Genomic DNA, 16,073 nt, shown 5'->3' on the forward strand with positions numbered 1-16,073 from the left:
ATGCCGCGCGTGGCGGCAGAAGGTGGTTATTCGGTGCGGAAGACTTCGGCGCGGACGGCGCGCCATTCCTGTTTTGTGGTGACCGGCTCTCGGCCAAACCATTGCTCTGCTTCTTTCGCCAGATCCTCGCGCGCCTGGCTCCATCCGCCACCGAGGCGAAGCGCCAGAACGCGCACCTGATCGCCGAGCGATTTGCACCGCCCGATCTTGGTTTCTGCGCAAATAAACATGCATGCACCTCGCCCGCCGTACACCGGCAGGCTGTTGAGTTGGGGGAGGGGTTACTGCTGGATGAGTTCGGCGGGGACGCTCACTGTGGCACCGCGCTTGGCGAAGACAACGGCGCGGAACACTGCGATGGTTCGGGTCTCGCCGGTGAACCGGTTGAACGGGTCGTTCGTCATGTCGGCCAGCCAAGGGTGCCGGTGGCCAATATCGACCCAGACGCCGTACTTCGTGATCAGTTGCTCGGCGTCGGGCAGGGCGAAGAGGTCCAGCTGTCCGGTGACTGGCTGCTGATCACCCTCGATCGCGTTGATTGCCCAGTCCAGCGCCGGTCCGGTCAGTTCCTCGGTGCGGACGCTGACCATGCGACTCATGGTTTCCAGCGCCTGCCTACACGAAACACCATCATCAGGTTGTGATGCAGGGGCACTTTGAGCACGTGGTCGAAAAACTCGCCTTTTCCAGAGATGAAACCGGTAGCGACCTTGCACTTCGCGATCCCAACCTCTCGCCAACATTCTTCGCCGCCGTTCTCGTCCCAGTAGGCCCGTTCGCGTTTCGGAATCTCATCGTAGGTTTTATAAAGGGCATCGGAATCGGGGATATCACAGATCCGGCGCCATGCTGGGTTGCGCTTGCACCAGTCGGCGGCATGCTGAGAGGCCTGCTCAGGAGAATAAAACTCTTTGGTGTTTTGTTCGTTCATCGCCACGGCCCCTTGCAGATGAGGTAGGCCATGTAGATCGGGGCGAAGATCATGGCGTCACCTTCAGGCCGGCGGCTTCGATTGTGGATTTCACGTCAGCCAGATACTTTGCAGCGTTGAAGCAGCCGCCATCCACATCGTCGAAATACTCTTGGTACTTTTCGTCGTACCGGTTCGGGAACTCAATCACCAGCGCCTCGCGAGAAGCCTGCCAAGCCACCCATGCGGTCTGTGTCCAAATCATCGAGTATCGGTCGTGGTGCTCGTCTTTCATAAGCCCGAGAAGCGAGCCGACTCCGCGCACCTCAGCCTCCTCGGCGGCCCACCCCTCAAACTCTTCACGCATTTGTTCGCTCATCCGATCACCGCCTTTATGGTCAGTACCAATGGAAGCCAGAAGAAGAGGGTGCAGCCGGCCATGCATTTGAGGATCATGCGGCGGCCCTCGCGGTGGTGACCTCATCGATGAGCGATTGCGGGAGCCGCGCTGCAAACTCACCCTCCGACCACGACAGCGGCTGAGACTGGCGGATCATCTCGTTCAGCAGTTCGAACGCCGCAAGCAGCTGACCATCGTTGATCTCGCCGTCCTCAGGCAGGTCGTCGCAGAAATGGTCTTCCGGGTCGATTTCGCGGGGATAGTTCGGCTCACAGATGCAGAGCTGCACGTCAGCCAGTTCGATATCGCTGTCGATCAGGTAGTCGCGCAGGTCATCCTCATCGAAGAAGTAGCGGTCGCCATCGAAGATAACCAGAGGCTCGCCGGCCCAGTCCTTGACGGGCATCGCCGCGAATTTTGCTTGGCGCCGGACATGTCGGCACTCATTGCAGGAACTGTTCACCTCGTAGATGGGGTGTTTGGGGTTCACCTCGCAACGACGATGGGTTGCGCCGCAGTAGCGGGCAAGGTTCTCGTCGTCTCCGAAAAATCGACCACCAGAGGAAACCCAGCCGGTTACCGTTTGCAGGCTGGCCGCTTCCGGAGCGTCGTACATGATGATTGGCTTTTGTGCAGACATGACTTCGTCCTTGCCGCTATAGCGGCTGACTTTGAAGGGGGAGTGAGTTAGGGCTTGGCGTGAATTTCGAGGAGATGCTCGACTTGGTTCGACATCTGGCCGCCGTCCTGCGCGGCTTCGACAAGTTCGAGCGCCCAGTCTTCCAACCAGATGCGCGGCACGCCGATAATCTGGGTGCCTGGCGCATCGGGGCAGTCCAGCGGCCACGCCGTGAGAACCTTGTCCCCGTTGTACGTCAGCAGTGCTTCACCGGTTTCTTTGTCGGTCCATTTCCCATCGGCGTCCAGCATGGCGAACGTCAGTGCGACATCGCGCTCGCCATCCCAGTTGTCGATGTGGCGTACGGCGTAGAGACCCGGCCTGTAGGTTGGTGGACTGTTGTCCTTGCCGATCGCCCTGGCCGCGATATCCCTGATCACCTCAACCGAGACGACCTGCATACTGCATTTGTTTTCTGCGAAGGCGTGGGCACGGTCGTAAACTCGCGTCAGCGCGACTCTTTGCTCGGAGAGCAGCTGATCCGCTGCGTTCAGGCGCTGTTGCAGGGCGTCACGCTCATCCTGCACGCGCTTGAAGTCCGGCCACATCACAAGCTCGTCGTCTTTCGGCTCCAACGCCGAGGAGCATCCGAACAGATAACCGTCTCCATTCACCCAATACCGGCTTACTTCGCTCATCCTGCAATCTCCATCGATACCAGATCATGGGCATTCACAACCCGCATGCCGAGGTGTTCGGCGATCATCACTTCAAGCCTGGCGCCCTGCGACAAATCCCAGCCCGGCAGCAGTGCAATCATTCCGCACAGGCCGAGCCTTGTCAGGTCATAGGCCATGTAGTCGGCCCAGACCGCACCCTCGACGGTGCCGTGGTCTGCCGGATTCTCGACTTCGTAGCCGGCTGTGCGCAGTCGTTCGGCCATGGCATTGAAGGCGGGGTAGTTGAAGTCCTCGATACCCGTCATCGGCCCGGCCAGGTACAAGCGGTTGGCGCGGTCGGCGGCGAGCGTCACTCCAGCCGATGCTCGCGCCGGCGACAGTTCGTGCCAGGTGTGCACCTCGAATTCGCCGGGGCGCAGGCCAAGGTGACTGCCATCAGGCATTACTGCTGCCACGGCGCCATGGCTGTTGGTCCACACATGGTAGATATCGTCCTGATTCGCCACCGGCACCGCACCTTTGATGTAAGCAAGCCCAATGCCGGGCATGGGGTCGGCGGTGACACTCTTCACCATCCGCACAGTGCACGGCACGCGATCGCCAAACGGGTAGCTTTTGCTGCGCTTGTGCAGGGCGGGACAGTCGATACGGTTTTCTGTGGGCATGGGGCGTCCTATGCCGGGGCATGCCCGGGCGGTGGAGAGTGGGTTATGCAGTTTGTTCGCGCTGTTCTACGGAAAATTCCGTTTCATCGTTGAGTTCGTTGGCTCCGATACCGCCGAAGGACTCAAGAAATGAAGCGTCTCACTGACTGGGTAAAACTGATCACCGCAATAATTCGGCTGATCGAAGCGATCATCCGTACGGGCTGGGTGTGATCTGCTTGAGGATACGCTGGCCGATCCATCGAACGACGGTGACCGCTTTACTGTTCCCGATCGCCTTATAGCGGGGACCGTCCGGGCATTCGCTGGCAGGCTTACCGCGCCACGGGATCAGCGTGTAGTCGTCAAGCATGCCCTGGAGGCGTTCGCACTCCCGGGGAATCAGGCGCCTAACCGAACGTGAACCCGAAACAACGTTCGGGCCCAGGGCTGAGTCAGTGTTGTCGACTTGCTTGCCGTAATTGCTTGTAAGCGTCTGGGCGACCTCTCGACATGCAACGATTGGCTGGCCGCGCCCGGTTCCGTCCTCGCTGCCGTCGAAGCCGTCGGCCTTCAGCGTGTGCGTGATATCGCCAGTTATGCACACTGCGACCTGGCCGCCTGCATTAGCATGGCTTCCGGAGTGATTCATTGCGCGCAGCGTAGGGGCGATCTCTCCGGCGTCCGCACCGTGATCTTTGCATGAGAAGGCGAGCACGGCGTTTTCCTGTCCGTTGTTCCGGCCGAGGGCGAACGCTGTTGAGTCGCTCACGCCCGGATCCTGCGTGCCATGCACTACCAGCAAACCAGATTCGGCATCTTGCTGTGTGGCGCTGCCGGCCGCCTTGCCGTTGGCATTGAGTGTGCCGGCCACGATAAATGCCTCGGAATCGGCGCGGTGGCTGCACTGTGCCTGTGCGCGCAGAGCTGGCGCAGTGAGCGGGATATCGTCGAGCGAGTAGCCTCCGGACTTACGTGCACCGCCGGCGAGGGTTGGCGCGACAAAGAACGTCTCGCTTTCCATGTCGAGCCGGGTGTCCTTCGCGGTGAGCGTTGCCGATCTTTCGACCGATCCGCCCAGGCTGTGCCCACCGAACGCCGGTACGCCGCAGAACACACCAACCGCTGGCCCTTCTTCGCCTTCGCAGTTCGGGCATCCGTATTGTCCTAATGACTCGTCGAAGGTATATCCACATCCGCACTGGAGCGCAGGGCCGAAAGGAGCTGATCCGGTAACGTCTTGCCCCTCGCCTCGGCGCGGCGCAGTATCCCGGCGCACGCCTTCTCGCTCAAAAAGTACCTCGGTGGGATCGAATCCGTCTCGAGCACTTGCGACAACGAACACACGGCGGCGTCGTTGGGCCAGGCCGAAATATTGGGCGTCCAGGATCCGCCACGCGATTGTTCTTTTGGGTCCATACACACAACCAGCGTCCGGCCATTTTTTCCCTGAAGGCTGCAGTTCGCAGTCTTCCCCAGCAAGCGCGCCAAGAAAGCATCCGAAGGCGTTGCCTTTGTCACTGAGGACACCGGGGACGTTTTCCCAGACGATGACGCAGGGCGGTTTTCGCTGGCCTGCTCGAACATAGTCAACTGCATCTGCAAGCTCCACGTATTTGATGGTGAGGGCGCCGCGCGGGTCGGTGAGTCCTTCGCGCATCCCGGCCACGCTGAAGGCTTGGCACGGTGTTCCGCCGACGAGGACGTCCGGTGCGACGATCTTGCCGGCCAGCACCTGAGCGCCGAGTTTGGTCATGTCGCCGAGGTTCGGCGTGTTCGGGTAGTGATGGGCAAGCACCGCGCTGGGGAAGGGTTCGATCTCGGCGAACCAGGTGGCGCGCATGCCGAGCGGCTTCCACGCAAGCGTTGCCGCCTCGATGCCAGAGCAGACCGAGCCGTATTCTATTTCCATAGGGGATCCTCGCCGGCTGGCGTGATTCGTAGAAGTGGGGTATTTGTGTTCGGCCCGGCATGGAGCCGGAACGAGGAGTTGAAGATGAGTGAAGTTGCTGGTCAGATAGCGAGACGCACAGGTTACGCAATTTTTTGGCCGCTTCTGATCGGTCTCCCTGTGGCACTTTTCGCAGGCGGGATAGATATCCCAACTTTCATTGCCGTGGCCACTCTTTGGTTGCTCGTTGCAATTTTCTTGATAATCGGCCCCGAAAGTATTTCCGAAATCTCTTTTTGGAAAGCCTCGATAAAGACCGATGCGAAGGCTGCCAAGCAGGCTCGGAATGAGGCAGAGGCCATTCGAGATGAGCTTCGCCAAGTGGCTCGATTAAATATCGAGAACGTTTTTCTTTTGAACAGTTTAATGGCGGGCGTCTACAGCTCGTACGGCAAATCAAAATTACCGATAGCCTTCGATCGTGTTGTCGAAAATCTTGAGGAAATGACTCCGCTTATTTCATCCGACCCGCTGGTGGTGGAAGCATGGCAGGAACAGATGAGAGAGATTATGAGAGCGGGATAGCCTGTGCGCGATCCTAACCGTCCGTATCGATGCGAAGCGCTTCACGAGCGAAAGCCAATTTCAACTTCCGCGACACGTTTTCGGGTATCTCGTATTTGTGTCGCGGAGGTGGCTCAAGTAGTGGAAGGGCGCCGCCGGGGCCAAGGCCGTGCAGGTGGTGAATCATCAGCGTGATTGCCTCGCCCTGTTCCTCGATGCCGCTCCATGCCATCAGCTCAGCAAGTGCTTGGCGCGTACCGGGCAGGCAGTGCAGCCTGATTTCCTCTTCGCCGCGCTCCTTCCTCTTCGCCGCGGCTTTCGCTGAGCGATCTGCATTGCTCTTGGCCATGGCCTACCTCTTCAATTCCGCTGGCCGGCAAGTCCAGCAGGTCTGTCGTTTGCGTTGTTGGGGTCTGGAACGTCTCACGCTGCGACCTTCACCTGATGCCAGGCGCCGGCGGCGTAGAACAGCTTCGCGGCATGGGCTTCATCCATCGATATCTCGTCGGGAATGGCGATCCAGCCCGACGCAAACAGATGGTTCGGGTTCGCGCTGTTGCGCAGCTCCAGGTAGTAATGCTCGATGGCGTCGGTCAGGCGCTCGACCTTGTAGATGCCCTCGGGCGAGATCTCCACCGACTTGATGTACTCGGCGCCGCGCTCGTCTCGACACATGGCGGCGATGTAGATCGTCCAGCGGTAGGAGAAGTCGAAGATCGCGTTGGCGATCGCCAGACTGCGGATCTGCCGGCAGCTCTTCCAGTTCGCCATGATCTGGCTGCCGCTGGGGTCGATGTTCACCACCGCGACGTGGCTGGTGCGCAGTAGCGCCCGGCAACTGCGTTCAGCCCGGGCGAAACCGTTGTTGGGTTTGCGTTTCGACTTCATATCGAATCCGCCATTTTGTGCAGAGCCCTTCGGTCATCGGCCGATATCGGCTTCGGGCGCCGCTTGAGGACCGTTTCAGGGTCTATTTTGTTAGAGCGCGGAGGTGGCAGCGGATTGCGCGGCGGGCTTTTCAGTTGGTCGATCCGCCCGCCGGCAGCCAGGTACTGCGCGATTCGGTCAGCGATCGACTCGGCATCCGGTCGGTGCTGCTCGACGAGGTTGAGGTGGTTGCTGATCATGCTGCGATCCCCAGTACCTGGTTCATGCGATCCTCGAGTATCTCGTAGAAGGTTTTCACCCGCTCCGAGAGCTTGCGGATCATTGCTTCGTCTCGGTAGGCGCGCTTTATAAACAGCGGCATGCCGGGCCAGTAGCAGACGAAATCGATCCACTCGCGTTCTGAGACCCAAAGTCCGCCTTGGCACTGTGCGACGTGTTCCTTCGGTATCTCTCCGGACAAAATCACTTCCACCTGAAACTTCGGCAGTTTGGTTTTGATTTCCGTCAGACCTTTAGGCCCGACAAGCGAGTCGGGCGAGTAGCCGGCTCCGTGATTTAGGATGATCGCCACCTGCTTGGTTTCGACTTCCTCACGCTGTTCATAGAGCTTCCGGGCGACACCTTCCAGTTCATGGCCTCGCTCGGTGTGTCGATTCCCTTGGAAAGGGTCGGCAGCCTCGCCGGTAATGCGCTCGCCGATTAGCGTGTTCATGTAGGTGAAGGCCCCGGTGCCGAAGCCGGCTTCACCTTTGCCGTTGACCAGCAGGCATTCCAGCTCAGAGCATGTGACGATGCCCAAGCGCAGAGCCAGCCATTCCTGCGAACCCTGCTCAACCTCAGTGATTATCTGCATCTGTATTCTCCTGAGCGGCGGCGTTTTGCGCTGCTGATTTGGTGAGCATTCCCAGCACCTGATCAAATACCGCTTTCTCAACGGAGGCCGGGGCGCCGTGGATCTTCTTGAAAGCCTCCTTGGCCTTGTCGCTGCACTTTTCCAGCAGTGTGGCCAGCTGTGTGGCTTGGGCCGAAGTCACACGGGGCGTGATTTGGGCTGCCGGCCCGTTGCCGTCGTCATCCTCGCCAGTTGTCGTAATGTTCAGCAGCAGCCCGGCGGTATAGCGTTTGCCGTAGCTGACGCTGGAAGCCACGGCCTGAACACCGTTCTTGTTGCCGGTGGCATCTACTGGCAAGACAATCGAGGTGGATTCGCGATGCCCAGCTCGATGACTGAGCACGCCTTCCACTTCGATGCCGCGCTCATTGCGAGGAGTGCGGAAGGTGATGGCGAACCCATGCTTTGCCATCACCGGCTTGATCATCTCGTTAACGTCCTCCCAAAGTGCGTACGTGCTTTGGATGCGTCCGTTTTTATCCTTGATCCCGCCGCGCTCACCAATTACCGGCATTTCTTCCTGCATTTGTGCAAGCGCTTCGTCGTAGATCTGTTTCGCGCTCTGCGCCTGCATTCGTTCATGCATTTCCATCAAGCGCTCAAGCTTGTTGATATCGCAGGCCGGATCGGCGGCTGCGCGGCTGATGACCGCCATGATGTTGTTGTCCGTCGAGATCGGCACGACGGCTTGCCGGCGCTGCTCCGGCATGATGATTTCGGTAGACATGGCGACCTCAGTAGTTGATTGAAATGGCGGGGATCTTGCGCTGGGCGATCAGCGTGATTGCCTGCTTGGCGCATTCCTCGGTCATGCCGCCGGCGATGAAGGCTTCCAGAGCGGCGCGGTTGATCTGCTTCTTGTGTTCCAGGTCGGCCTCGCGCGCTTCCTGTTGGCGGAGGATTTCGGCAGCCGCTGCATCTGCACGGCGGCGCTCATCGGAACGCGCTTGCTCTGCTGCCTGTTCGGCACGTTTCGCTGCGGCTTGGCGCTCTTGTTCTGCGCGTTGCTCGGCGGCGATGCGGTTCGCTTCTGCCCGCTCCGCTGCAAGCCGGGCTTGCTCGGCCTGCTGCTCAAGCTGGAGGCGCTGACGTTCGGCCTGAGCTGCTGCGTCACGGGCAGCTTGCTCGGCGGCACGCTGTGCGGCTGCAGCCTGATCAAGTAACTCTTGCTCGCGGCGGGCGGCGGCCTCTCGTTCGGCCTGTGCGCGCTGCTCAGCTTCGCGGCGGGTGCGTTCTTCAGCTTCCCGGGCGATCTGTGCGTCCCGATCGCGCTGAGCCTGTGCTTCGGCTTCGGCGCGCAAACGGACCAGTTCGGCCTGCTCAGCTTCGTACCGCGCTCGCTCGGCGTGCAGGGCGCGCAGCTTGATCAGCGTCTGGTCTTTCACCTGGGCGGCTTCGGCCAAAAACTCTTCCCAGCTATCGCCGATTTCGAGCAGTTCAAGGTCGGCGATGATATTGGCCAAGTGGGCGGACGTTGGCGCCGCTTCGAAGATGGCGAGATCCTTGATGCGCTGGATCGCGTCGACGTGAGCGTCTGTCCGGGCAATCTCGGCCTGCTCCCAGTCCGTCAGCGGCTGGCGAGTTGCGTCACGCAGCGCGTCCATCTTGTTCACGAATTCGCGCAGCTCAGCCTCGACGACCTTTGGCATTTCCTTCAGGCGTTTGAGGTAATCGCGGCCCGGCTTTTCCACTGCCGTTTTCGACTTGCTGACCTTGGCAGCGAGAGAGGCGATACGCTCGCGGCCCTTGCGAGTGGTTAGGTCTGGAACCTCGGCGGTGACCTCAGCGGCTACCGCATCGAAGAACTGGCCAAGGCCGCCGGCAACATAGATGGCCGGTGCGTTTTCTTCGCTGATGTCGTCGATCTTGACGACTTGCTGTTGTGCGGACACGGGGAATCCTTGCCGCGACGTGCGCAGCGATTGAAGTGGAAAGTCAGGAGGTGATGCGGTCGGCGAGGGCGCTGAGCAGCATCAGAAAGGTGTAAATCGCGAGGACTGGGAACGATCCGCGCCAGATCAGAACCCGGCGGGCCATCTGCCGGCTGGTCATCGGAACACGTTGTAGGTGGTGGAGCGCGGCACCTGGCAAGTACCCTGCCCATCGCGAGCCGCGCTGTAGGCAGCCAGAACCACTAACAGGCCAGCGGCAAGACACCAGAACATGATTTTCATGGCCGAGCCCTCACCGCGATGCGTCCGCCTTTCATGGTCACCGACAGGCGCTGCGGGAGGCTGTCGACCAGATCCTCGCGCTTGCGGCCGATCACTTCATTGAAGGGCAGGCCGAAGCCGAGGATCGCGATGCGGCGCTCGATATCCTCGAGCTGCTCATCAACCAGCGTCTTCACCGGAGGGGTAGTCATGCCGAAACTCCTTTCAGATGCGTGTTGCGCTCGACGAACTTGGCGTCCAGCGCATCCCGATAACGATTGGCGGTGCGGGTGTCGATGATCTCGGCGAACTCCGCCATTTCGATCATGCCCATGACGAAGGTGCGATCCGGCACCGGAGTGCAGGACTTGCGCATCTTCGCGATTTCAAGACCCAGCCGGGCCAGTGCTACCTGATTGCTCATAGCTCGTTGTCCTCGGCTTGGGCGATCAGAGCGTCATCGACAAGGGGTCGAAGTAGGCCCTCCGCGATTTCGCCAAGCTTGCCCAGTGGGTGATCGCTTGGGCCGAGTAGTTCGGTGACTGCGACCTTGTCAGCATGGCCGCGCTCGGCGCCGATCAGCAGATACCCCAGCGAAGCCGTAGTGACCTCGCAGTCTGCGAGCCGTCCGTTTGCATGCTCATCAACTGCCAGAGCGAGCTGGGCCAACGTGACGCCCTGAGCCGGCCGCATGCGGCGCTGGAATGAGACGTCGCAGCCGAACCGCACCAACTGCTCGGCAGCGTTGTACAGCCACTCAGCCCGAGCCACTTCCTGCGCGCTCTCGATCACCATCGGAGGCAACTGCGCGTCGTGCATTGCCTGACAAATCTTCAGTGCTGCGTTCATGGTTGCCTCCAGAGTGGCGGGTCAGTCGCAATAGGCTTGATCAGCCAGATACTCGGAATGCTCGTTTACAAGCCATTCCTCCATCGAAGCGATTTCGGATTCAGTCATGTGACTGGTGTCGTCCTTCGACTCCCAATTGATTTCGCAATGGCCGAAGTACTCATCGGGATCGGCGGCTTGGGAGCTGAAGTTTCCTTTTCGAGCCGAGAAATATGCGACGGTCAGCTTGATGGCGATGTCCTCGCCATCCTTGACCGTCCAATATTCGTAAGTGCGGGCCATGGGTGCCTCCGGGCTTGGTTATTCGGTTGGCGGGGCGGGAAGAGGCATCCAGTGGGTGGCATCCCAGTCGTACCAGAAGCCCCACTCACCACCGGGGCCGCCATCTTCAATCCATTCAGACAGGGCAATTTCACCGCCCTCGCAGACGATCAGATAATCGCCCTTGACCTGCTCCGGCAGCCTGTCGCTGCACTTGATCCAATCGCTCATGGCGACCTCCAGTGTTTGGGGTTAGGCGATAACGATCGACGCCAGATACGCCCGGCAATCCCGGACGCGATCGGTAGCTGTTTGAAGTTCAGCGCCGAGCGCCTTCAAGGCGCCCAAGTGGATCATCTCCCGGCCCCGGATCAGCGTTCCTTGGTAGGAGCGGCTATCGCAGGTCGATACCGCCACTGTCACGCCGTTGACGCTTACCGAGTAGCCAGACTGACCGGCATGGCCTCGAACAGTGGCGAGTCGCTCAGCTGCGATCTGGTGGGGTTTCTCGGCGAGCTCCAGAGCCTTAACAGCCGCTGTGATCGCCTCTGTGTATTTGCTCATCGCTTTCTCCATTCGCTGGTTGATCCAACAAAACTCGGATGCACTCATCCGCTCCGCTGGTTGCCGTTGGGCGCGGAGGGGAGTGCATTCGGGTGGTGTCGGGTAAGTGAAAAGGCCCAACTGGACGAGAGGGCCTTTTCGATGTTGCTTCCGATACAGCTTGAGGGTGGAGCTCAATGAGTTCCGGTTGTTTTGGGCGGGATCGAGCAGTGCCAGAACACTGCGACCCCGGCGATCGTTCGCCAGCGCTCACGGTGAAAGCGCAATGGATCGGTTGGCAGGCCGTCATCAGGTGGCGGTTCTGGCCGCGCATGGCTGAGCGCTGCGCCGATCAGGATGAGTAGGAGCATGGTGTTCTCCGGTTAGTTGGTGCCGGTTACGTCTCCGGCGCGGGCTTTACCGCCGTGGTGCTTGATGCTGGCTTGATTACGCGCAAGCTACCCCGCGTTGATGCAGGTGGGCGGTTATAGGCCGCAGTTTCGTCCGCATCGGGGTGTGATCTGGCCGGTCCGTCTCATCCTCGGCAGGGGCGACCCGCCGATTTGCAACCACGTCGCCGCGCTTAGATGCTTCGCTTCAGATCACACCCCGATGCGCTCTCATAGAGAGGATCGGGCAGTTAACGACAGGCTGTCGTGGCGCTGGTTGTTCAATACGGCTTTTCAACCTTGCCTTGGTCTTGCAGGCTTTTGATTTTGAAAAGGTCGTTCAGCATGTGGTCCATTTGATTGGCAAGCTGATTGCGCAAGCCGTCTTTCAGGGCGCCGGTTACGTTCGCCACGCTTTGCTGCATTTGCTTGCTGAAGTCTTCGGCGCAGATCTTGGTCATAAGCCACTGAGCCCGGGTGACTGAGTTGTAATCGCTAGATGCTGGCTTGCCATCCCCGGGGTTTACCTTGCCGTTCCAGTAGGCGGTTACCGTTTTTTCCAGTTCCTTGCGCAGCGTGGTAGATGGCCCCTCCTGATCGCCCCACTGATTCACGCGGCGATATTCACGCTCGAACGAGCCATTGATGGTTTCGTCGATCGCCATCTGAATCTGCGAGGTAACGCGCTCATCGAAGATTTTGTCGATGCGCTTTTTCACCTCTTTCGCCACCATCTCCGAGAGGTCTTCATCCTCTCGCAGCAACTGATCGGCGACGTTCGACACGATGGATTTCTTCAGTTCAGCTTCGTTGATGTTGAGCATTTTGTGACTCCCGTTGATTTCCAATGCCGCCTCATAGAAGCGGCATCAGTAAATCTGTGGTCTTTCTCCGCACCCGCTTACCAGGTCATTCACTCAGTTCGGTCAACACCTCGTCCGCCGTCGCAGTGGGCTGCGCGTGGGCAGGCTTTCGGGCCTGTCGGATCGCCGGTCGCCGGTAGAGGCAAGTGCGGTTTTGTTCATCGGTTTACTGACCTCCCACCGATGGAGCCGGGAGTGACCTAACCGGACTGGCCGGGTAGTCGTTCATGGCGCTGGTTGTTAAAGAGCGGCGCGGCTTTCGCTGCTGGGCCGGTGAAGCGCTGGCTTGGATGCAAATATAGGTACTCCCATATTTCATGTCAATGGGTATTCCCATATTTATGGGCGTAATTTTCTTTCGCCCATAAAAAAGCCCGCTGTTGGCGGGCTCGGAACTGCAAGTAGGTTTATGGGGTTCGGCTGAATCTGGTTGAGAAGTCGCTCTCAAGCTTCCGGCATGCCCCGCTTATAATTTGCCGTGCGCCCGCCGGGCCTTGGTAGGAGGCCTCGTTGTCGCGACACATCTCAATCGCCCTTTTGGCGTGATCTCTCGCCAGGTCTTCTTCCGATGGCTTGGAGAAAGCTCCGATTGCGAAGGCAGCAGCAACTCCCAAGATCAGAACGATAAAAGCCTTCTGAGCAAATCCCATACCCTCAGGCTTCACCGCTTCAACGTGAGCTTTTACAGAGATGTCGGCATGACAATGCTTGCAGCGAACTGCTTCTACTTTGATGGTCTCCGCACATAGCGGACAAATCTTCTCGTCGTGCTCCATTCAGTCGCCTCCCTTCATCCTGACGTGAAAAGACCCGGTTGCCCGGGTCTTGGTTTTCAGATTGAGAACGGATCTATTCCGTTATTAATTTATAAGTCGAATGCTCTTTTTGTGTTATTTCGTCGCGGGTTGTGTATTGCAAAGCTTTGAGTTCTACATTCATGCCAAGGGTGTATTGCTGGGCGTGATTATACTGTTGCTTGTTGTATTCAACTTTTATTTTTGAACCGTTGTCAGCTCTTAATATGATTGAGCCTGATTCATTAAGAACAGCAACCCTGCCAATAAGCTTAACGGTCTCTGGTTTTATTTTGCTAACTATAGATAGCCTTTGTCTTGCTAGTCTTACGCTGTCTAGTGTTCCGCCCCATTTATGTATGTCGGAGTTAGGGGAGGGCCACGTCAACTCGGCGCCTATATCTCGCTTTTCCAATTCCTTGAGCAAATCACAAAGCTCTCTTGTAGCCCTAACGCCTATAACGGATACGAGTTCCTTGACTTGATCCGGAGACGGGTCCAAAAGCAGTTTGAATATCATCTCAAGAGTGCTTTCTAAGATTACGTCCCCCATTGCATCAGGAGTTAGACTGCCAGCAAATAATAAGCGAGTAGATCCCGGTGCAAGGTTTGATAATCTTATATCTAGTTCATCTGATAAATTGTCGGGTATTCCTCTATGAGGATCCTGACCATATCTTAAGTGATAGGCTGCAAAGCCTATTGCACTATGGAACTTGTTAGAGACGAGCGTAAGCAGCCGCAAAGGTATGCTGCCGTCTAATCTCCATCCAGTAAGACGCAACTCTACAACTTCTTTTTTGAGGGACTCTTTAGCCACTCTCAATTCTTGCAGGAGTTCATCTCTTTGGCTTTCCCAAGACGATAAGGACAGCCTGTACGATTTATCGCCAGGGCTATTCTCAAGGCGAGCCTTATCGCGAGCGACAAAAGCCCTTACCTGAGCAAGCTGGCGTTCAAGCCAGTCAATTCTTTTCTCTTGCTCTGTCATGGAGTCAGCCTCAGTAGTGCCAGGCCCTTGGGAGTGATCTCATCACGCTGAGTTCCGAATTTTTGAAACCAAAAGGCCGTGCCTTCCTCGTCATCCCCGCTTACAGCGTGAACGTCGAGGTTGAAGCGAGCTTTTGCATATTCGGTGGTGAGGAGGTCGTTCACGGCGTTCCAGTTTGCATCTGACAGATCTCGGACCACGGCAGGGTCGTACAGCACGACCATATCGATGTCTTCTGGCTCGTGCTTGTTGCACATGAATGAGCCATCAATCCAGACGTCAGCTACAAGGCCGAGGTCGCGCAGAAGCTCAAGGTACGTTAGTAGGCATTCAAATAGAGCAGGCCTACGTCTTGAATCGGGGAATCCATCTACGACTAGCGACCTGAGGTCTGATAGCGAGATCTCATGGATGCCCCGACCCAGCAAGGGAGGGAAATCAACTTTGATTAGGTTCATCGGTCTGCAGCAGCAACTCCATGGCCTTTTTCAGTCTCAGCGCCTGAGCCTCGGAGATGCCAAGCATCTTGTCCGCGATCTCATCCACCGCCTGGCGGTGTGCAGGGGCTGCTTCTTCGTACTTTTGCTGCTGATATGCGCGCGCTGAGTCGCCACCCAATGGAGGCCTATCTGCCCCGGCACCGCCTTGGCTGCGAGAAAGATCGAGCATTTCGCCCGTACCGTCAGCAAGCCAGATAGCAGATACGCCGCAGGCAGCGGCAAGCTGCGCGGTGTAAGCGGTCCCCTTGGATTTCCCTCTCTCAAGGTCTGAGATCGAAGTCTGGTTGATCCCAACCTTCTCCGCGAGAGCGATCTGTCCAAGCTTTGCGTGGCGCCTTGCGGCTTTTAAACGGTCTTTGAATTCCATCCCGCGAGTATTACGGGTACGCCCATACCCTTGCAAATCGGTATTCCCATAACCTACTATATGGGTATTCCCGTATGGAGGGGCGTCATGAACGCAATTTATAAGGGCCTCGTTGACTACTTCGGCACTCAAGAGGCCACCGCCGAAAAACTTAAGGTGGATCAAAGCACCGTTTCCGGCTGGGTTCGGGGTAAGCACGGTATGTCTCCAGTTATTGCCAAGCGAGCGGAGGCGTTGACCGAAGGTGCTTTCAAAAAAGAGTCCCTGTGCCCGTCGTTTCCTTGGGCTGAGATGGCCGCCTAAGCGAAATCCCTGTCCGCCGATCCATTGAGCAAATGATCGCCCCTGTATCAGCAGGGCGCCACGTAAAGAATTTCGAGGTGTTACATGCAGGAATTGATGAAGGCGATCTACGACGTGGTTGACGACCATGGCACCAAGAAAATTGCCGAAGGCGCGGACTTCAAGTCACGGACGCTTCTTTCCCAGAAGGCAAACCCGGACTACGACACCCACCGCATGAACGTGGAAGAGCTGCATCGGATCATGAAGTTCACTCAGGACTTCCGTCCGCTCAAAGCATGGGCGGAGGCGTTCGGTTTCGACCTGGTTCCGAAGGAAAAGCCGGAAGGCATCAATCTCAACGCCGCACTTCTGCGACTGCATGCCGATCTTGCCGACGTTACCCGTCTTGCGTTCGACGCACAGGCTGATGGGCGAGTCTGCTCGGTCGAGAAAACGAGCCTGCTTAAGGAGGCTGAGGAGGTGATCGTCAGCTTGGAAGTGTTCAAGCAATCCGTGAAGGCGGCCTGAATTTCAGACACAAAAAAGCCGACGTACGAGGTCGGCTTTTTCAACAGCGGTAAAACAAGTGG

Annotated in this window: 28 protein-coding genes and 1 pseudogene; 3 read left to right on the forward strand and 26 right to left on the reverse strand. The window is 58.1% G+C overall.

From position 1 onward, the window contains the following. Positions 1-26 precede the first annotated feature (26 nt). The 8 genes from GTU76_RS14965 to GTU76_RS15000 all read right to left on the reverse strand — a co-directional run bounded on the left by GTU76_RS14965 (position 27) and on the right by GTU76_RS15000 (position 5,165). Complete coding sequence (locus tag GTU76_RS14965; RefSeq protein ID WP_064116734.1) at positions 27-230, reverse strand: hypothetical protein; 204 nt, start codon at positions 228-230, stop codon at positions 27-29. A 51-nt stretch (positions 231-281) separates the two neighbouring features. Next, positions 282-599, reverse strand: a complete 318-nt coding sequence (locus GTU76_RS14970) for a hypothetical protein (protein WP_180698925.1) — start codon at positions 597-599, stop codon at positions 282-284. Further along, entirely contained in the window at positions 596-931 is a 336-nt protein-coding gene (locus tag GTU76_RS14975) for a hypothetical protein (RefSeq protein ID WP_180698926.1), read from the reverse strand. The genes GTU76_RS14970 and GTU76_RS14975 overlap by 4 nt, the downstream gene beginning before the upstream one ends. A 49-nt stretch (positions 932-980) precedes the next feature. Then, positions 981-1,289, reverse strand: coding sequence for a phiTE_015 family protein (locus GTU76_RS29885; protein WP_219342153.1), 309 nt, complete (start codon positions 1,287-1,289; stop codon positions 981-983). Between the two features lie 73 nt (positions 1,290-1,362). Beyond that, on the reverse strand, positions 1,363-1,950 hold the full coding sequence (locus GTU76_RS14985) for a hypothetical protein (protein WP_180698927.1): 588 nt from the start codon (positions 1,948-1,950) through the stop codon (positions 1,363-1,365). A gap of 47 nt (positions 1,951-1,997) precedes the next feature. Continuing rightward, positions 1,998-2,627 carry a hypothetical protein gene (locus GTU76_RS29890; protein WP_219342154.1) on the reverse strand — a complete coding sequence of 210 codons (630 nt, stop codon included), beginning with the start codon at positions 2,625-2,627 and terminating at the stop codon, positions 1,998-2,000. Further along, the gene (locus GTU76_RS14995) at positions 2,624-3,274 is read right to left on the reverse strand and encodes a DUF4406 domain-containing protein (protein WP_246376042.1); all 651 of its coding nucleotides are present in this window, start codon (positions 3,272-3,274) and stop codon (positions 2,624-2,626) included. The genes GTU76_RS29890 and GTU76_RS14995 overlap by 4 nt, the downstream gene beginning before the upstream one ends. Before the next feature lie 190 nt (positions 3,275-3,464). Then, positions 3,465-5,165: a DNA cytosine methyltransferase gene (locus GTU76_RS15000; protein WP_180698928.1), complete on the reverse strand. Its 1,701-nt coding sequence runs from the start codon at positions 5,163-5,165 to the stop codon at positions 3,465-3,467. A gap of 84 nt (positions 5,166-5,249) precedes the next feature. Between GTU76_RS15000 and GTU76_RS15005 the strand changes: the two genes are divergently transcribed. Further along, complete coding sequence (locus tag GTU76_RS15005) at positions 5,250-5,729, forward strand: hypothetical protein (protein WP_180698929.1); 480 nt, start codon at positions 5,250-5,252, stop codon at positions 5,727-5,729. Positions 5,730-5,742: 13 nt separating this feature from the next. Here GTU76_RS15005 and GTU76_RS15010 read toward each other — a convergent pair whose 3' ends face one another. The 18 genes and pseudogenes from GTU76_RS15010 to GTU76_RS30020 all read right to left on the reverse strand — a co-directional run. Further along, complete coding sequence (locus tag GTU76_RS15010) at positions 5,743-6,057, reverse strand: hypothetical protein (RefSeq protein WP_180698930.1); 315 nt, start codon at positions 6,055-6,057, stop codon at positions 5,743-5,745. 74 nt (positions 6,058-6,131) lie between these two features. After that, positions 6,132-6,596 carry a hypothetical protein gene (locus tag GTU76_RS15015; RefSeq protein ID WP_180698931.1) on the reverse strand — a complete coding sequence of 155 codons (465 nt, stop codon included), beginning with the start codon at positions 6,594-6,596 and terminating at the stop codon, positions 6,132-6,134. After that, positions 6,593-6,835 carry a hypothetical protein gene (locus tag GTU76_RS15020; protein ID WP_180698932.1) on the reverse strand — a complete coding sequence of 81 codons (243 nt, stop codon included), beginning with the start codon at positions 6,833-6,835 and terminating at the stop codon, positions 6,593-6,595. Before GTU76_RS15020 ends, GTU76_RS15015 begins: the two co-directional genes overlap by 4 nt. After that, positions 6,832-7,449 (reverse strand): lambda exonuclease family protein, encoded by a 618-nt coding sequence (locus tag GTU76_RS15025; RefSeq protein ID WP_180698933.1) that lies wholly within the window; start codon positions 7,447-7,449, stop codon positions 6,832-6,834. The genes GTU76_RS15020 and GTU76_RS15025 overlap by 4 nt, the downstream gene beginning before the upstream one ends. After that, complete coding sequence (locus GTU76_RS15030; protein WP_180698934.1) at positions 7,433-8,215, reverse strand: ERF family protein; 783 nt, start codon at positions 8,213-8,215, stop codon at positions 7,433-7,435. Before GTU76_RS15030 ends, GTU76_RS15025 begins: the two co-directional genes overlap by 17 nt. 7 nt (positions 8,216-8,222) lie before the next feature. Then, positions 8,223-9,380 (reverse strand): coiled-coil domain-containing protein, encoded by a 1,158-nt coding sequence (locus tag GTU76_RS15035; protein ID WP_180698935.1) that lies wholly within the window; start codon positions 9,378-9,380, stop codon positions 8,223-8,225. Between the two features lie 278 nt (positions 9,381-9,658). Beyond that, positions 9,659-9,853 carry a hypothetical protein gene (locus GTU76_RS15040; RefSeq protein WP_180698936.1) on the reverse strand — a complete coding sequence of 65 codons (195 nt, stop codon included), beginning with the start codon at positions 9,851-9,853 and terminating at the stop codon, positions 9,659-9,661. Next, complete coding sequence (locus GTU76_RS15045) at positions 9,850-10,065, reverse strand: hypothetical protein (protein WP_024013561.1); 216 nt, start codon at positions 10,063-10,065, stop codon at positions 9,850-9,852. Before GTU76_RS15045 ends, GTU76_RS15040 begins: the two co-directional genes overlap by 4 nt. After that, complete coding sequence (locus GTU76_RS15050) at positions 10,062-10,490, reverse strand: hypothetical protein (RefSeq protein WP_180698937.1); 429 nt, start codon at positions 10,488-10,490, stop codon at positions 10,062-10,064. The genes GTU76_RS15045 and GTU76_RS15050 overlap by 4 nt, the downstream gene beginning before the upstream one ends. Positions 10,491-10,511: 21 nt before the next feature. Beyond that, positions 10,512-10,772, reverse strand: coding sequence for a hypothetical protein (locus GTU76_RS15055; protein WP_180698938.1), 261 nt, complete (start codon positions 10,770-10,772; stop codon positions 10,512-10,514). An 18-nt stretch (positions 10,773-10,790) separates the two neighbouring features. Further along, on the reverse strand, positions 10,791-10,982 hold the full coding sequence (locus GTU76_RS15060; protein WP_180698939.1) for a DUF551 domain-containing protein: 192 nt from the start codon (positions 10,980-10,982) through the stop codon (positions 10,791-10,793). A gap of 21 nt (positions 10,983-11,003) precedes the next feature. Continuing rightward, positions 11,004-11,315, reverse strand: coding sequence for a hypothetical protein (locus GTU76_RS15065; protein WP_180698940.1), 312 nt, complete (start codon positions 11,313-11,315; stop codon positions 11,004-11,006). Positions 11,316-11,488: 173 nt separating this feature from the next. Further along, complete coding sequence (locus GTU76_RS15070; protein ID WP_180698941.1) at positions 11,489-11,665, reverse strand: hypothetical protein; 177 nt, start codon at positions 11,663-11,665, stop codon at positions 11,489-11,491. Between the two features lie 299 nt (positions 11,666-11,964). Further along, positions 11,965-12,507: a hypothetical protein gene (locus GTU76_RS15075; protein WP_180698942.1), complete on the reverse strand. Its 543-nt coding sequence runs from the start codon at positions 12,505-12,507 to the stop codon at positions 11,965-11,967. Positions 12,508-12,953: 446 nt separating this feature from the next. Continuing rightward, positions 12,954-13,322, reverse strand: coding sequence for a hypothetical protein (locus GTU76_RS15080; protein WP_180698943.1), 369 nt, complete (start codon positions 13,320-13,322; stop codon positions 12,954-12,956). Positions 13,323-13,395: 73 nt separating this feature from the next. Beyond that, on the reverse strand, positions 13,396-14,331 hold the full coding sequence (locus tag GTU76_RS15085) for a hypothetical protein (RefSeq protein ID WP_180698944.1): 936 nt from the start codon (positions 14,329-14,331) through the stop codon (positions 13,396-13,398). Then, positions 14,328-14,789 carry a DUF6932 family protein gene (locus tag GTU76_RS29895; protein WP_219342155.1) on the reverse strand — a complete coding sequence of 154 codons (462 nt, stop codon included), beginning with the start codon at positions 14,787-14,789 and terminating at the stop codon, positions 14,328-14,330. The genes GTU76_RS15085 and GTU76_RS29895 overlap by 4 nt, the downstream gene beginning before the upstream one ends. A 154-nt stretch (positions 14,790-14,943) precedes the next feature. Next, positions 14,944-15,198 (reverse strand): annotated as a pseudogene (locus tag GTU76_RS30020) (helix-turn-helix domain-containing protein); the annotation flags it as partial. Positions 15,199-15,285: 87 nt separating this feature from the next. On the opposite strand from GTU76_RS30020, the gene GTU76_RS15100 reads away from it, so the two are divergent. Together GTU76_RS15100 and GTU76_RS15105 are read left to right on the forward strand one after the other, a co-directional pair. Then, positions 15,286-15,501 (forward strand): helix-turn-helix domain-containing protein, encoded by a 216-nt coding sequence (locus GTU76_RS15100; protein ID WP_025804620.1) that lies wholly within the window; start codon positions 15,286-15,288, stop codon positions 15,499-15,501. Positions 15,502-15,585: 84 nt separating this feature from the next. Beyond that, complete coding sequence (locus GTU76_RS15105) at positions 15,586-16,011, forward strand: phage regulatory CII family protein (RefSeq protein WP_034152712.1); 426 nt, start codon at positions 15,586-15,588, stop codon at positions 16,009-16,011. Positions 16,012-16,073 lie beyond the last annotated feature (62 nt).

The organism is Pseudomonas crudilactis (assembly GCF_013433315.1).
Lineage (GTDB): Bacteria > Pseudomonadota > Gammaproteobacteria > Pseudomonadales > Pseudomonadaceae > Aquipseudomonas > Aquipseudomonas crudilactis.

Bases quoted from the DNA above. Each gene is read 5' to 3' on its own strand.
- GTU76_RS29885 (WP_219342153.1), bottom strand. From the start codon at position 1,289: ATGAGCGAACAAATGCGTGAAGAGTTTGAGGGGTGGGCCGCCGAGGAG.
- GTU76_RS15070 (WP_180698941.1), bottom strand. From the start codon at position 11,665: ATGCTCCTACTCATCCTGATCGGCGCAGCGCTCAGCCATGCGCGGCCA.
- GTU76_RS14970 (WP_180698925.1), bottom strand. From the start codon at position 599: ATGAGTCGCATGGTCAGCGTCCGCACCGAGGAACTGACCGGACCGGCG.
- GTU76_RS14975 (WP_180698926.1), bottom strand. From the start codon at position 931: ATGAACGAACAAAACACCAAAGAGTTTTATTCTCCTGAGCAGGCCTCT.
- GTU76_RS15015 (WP_180698931.1), bottom strand. From the start codon at position 6,596: ATGAAGTCGAAACGCAAACCCAACAACGGTTTCGCCCGGGCTGAACGC.
- GTU76_RS15080 (WP_180698943.1), bottom strand. From the start codon at position 13,322: ATGGAGCACGACGAGAAGATTTGTCCGCTATGTGCGGAGACCATCAAA.
- GTU76_RS15000 (WP_180698928.1), bottom strand. From the start codon at position 5,165: ATGGAAATAGAATACGGCTCGGTCTGCTCTGGCATCGAGGCGGCAACG.
- GTU76_RS15100 (WP_025804620.1), top strand. From the start codon at position 15,286: ATGAACGCAATTTATAAGGGCCTCGTTGACTACTTCGGCACTCAAGAG.
- GTU76_RS14985 (WP_180698927.1), bottom strand. From the start codon at position 1,950: ATGTCTGCACAAAAGCCAATCATCATGTACGACGCTCCGGAAGCGGCC.
- GTU76_RS29890 (WP_219342154.1), bottom strand. From the start codon at position 2,627: ATGAGCGAAGTAAGCCGGTATTGGGTGAATGGAGACGGTTATCTGTTC.
- GTU76_RS15030 (WP_180698934.1), bottom strand. From the start codon at position 8,215: ATGTCTACCGAAATCATCATGCCGGAGCAGCGCCGGCAAGCCGTCGTG.
- GTU76_RS14995 (WP_246376042.1), bottom strand. From the start codon at position 3,274: ATGCCCACAGAAAACCGTATCGACTGTCCCGCCCTGCACAAGCGCAGC.
- GTU76_RS15060 (WP_180698939.1), bottom strand. From the start codon at position 10,982: ATGAGCGATTGGATCAAGTGCAGCGACAGGCTGCCGGAGCAGGTCAAG.
- GTU76_RS29895 (WP_219342155.1), bottom strand. From the start codon at position 14,789: ATGAACCTAATCAAAGTTGATTTCCCTCCCTTGCTGGGTCGGGGCATC.
- GTU76_RS15045 (WP_024013561.1), bottom strand. From the start codon at position 10,065: ATGAGCAATCAGGTAGCACTGGCCCGGCTGGGTCTTGAAATCGCGAAG.
- GTU76_RS15055 (WP_180698938.1), bottom strand. From the start codon at position 10,772: ATGGCCCGCACTTACGAATATTGGACGGTCAAGGATGGCGAGGACATC.
- GTU76_RS15075 (WP_180698942.1), bottom strand. From the start codon at position 12,507: ATGCTCAACATCAACGAAGCTGAACTGAAGAAATCCATCGTGTCGAAC.
- GTU76_RS15010 (WP_180698930.1), bottom strand. From the start codon at position 6,057: ATGGCCAAGAGCAATGCAGATCGCTCAGCGAAAGCCGCGGCGAAGAGG.
- GTU76_RS15020 (WP_180698932.1), bottom strand. From the start codon at position 6,835: ATGATCAGCAACCACCTCAACCTCGTCGAGCAGCACCGACCGGATGCC.
- GTU76_RS15065 (WP_180698940.1), bottom strand. From the start codon at position 11,315: ATGAGCAAATACACAGAGGCGATCACAGCGGCTGTTAAGGCTCTGGAG.
- GTU76_RS14965 (WP_064116734.1), bottom strand. From the start codon at position 230: ATGTTTATTTGCGCAGAAACCAAGATCGGGCGGTGCAAATCGCTCGGC.
- GTU76_RS15005 (WP_180698929.1), top strand. From the start codon at position 5,250: ATGAGTGAAGTTGCTGGTCAGATAGCGAGACGCACAGGTTACGCAATT.
- GTU76_RS15040 (WP_180698936.1), bottom strand. From the start codon at position 9,853: ATGACTACCCCTCCGGTGAAGACGCTGGTTGATGAGCAGCTCGAGGAT.
- GTU76_RS15025 (WP_180698933.1), bottom strand. From the start codon at position 7,449: ATGCAGATAATCACTGAGGTTGAGCAGGGTTCGCAGGAATGGCTGGCT.
- GTU76_RS15105 (WP_034152712.1), top strand. From the start codon at position 15,586: ATGCAGGAATTGATGAAGGCGATCTACGACGTGGTTGACGACCATGGC.
- GTU76_RS15050 (WP_180698937.1), bottom strand. From the start codon at position 10,490: ATGAACGCAGCACTGAAGATTTGTCAGGCAATGCACGACGCGCAGTTG.
- GTU76_RS15085 (WP_180698944.1), bottom strand. From the start codon at position 14,331: ATGACAGAGCAAGAGAAAAGAATTGACTGGCTTGAACGCCAGCTTGCT.